A 271-nucleotide genomic window follows, 5' to 3' on the forward strand; every position below is an offset into this window, starting at 1 on the left:
TGCGGAGGCGGAACCAGTAGAAGCCGTGGCCTGCGAGGGTGAGCAGGTAGGGCAGTTCTCCGATGGCGGGGAAGCGGACCCCGCCGATCAGTTCCACCGGGTGCCGGCCCTCGAACCGGCGCAGGTCCAGTTCGGTCGGCTGCGCGAACCGGGAGAAGTTGTGCACGCACATCACCAGGTCGTCCTGGTACTCCCGCAGGAAGGCGAGGACGGCCGGGTTCGACGACGACAACTCGGTGTAGGAGCCGAGGCCGAAGGCCGGGTTCTGCTT

The 271-nt window shown here is 67.5% G+C and carries 1 protein-coding gene; it reads right to left on the reverse strand.

The window, feature by feature from the left end; all coding sequences use genetic code 11:
- The coding region (locus AC5WS8_RS39510; protein ID WP_496108294.1) for an alpha-glucosidase C-terminal domain-containing protein at positions 1-271 on the reverse strand (271 nt) is incomplete at both ends.

Source organism: Streptomyces sp. PTL18 (assembly GCF_059510295.1).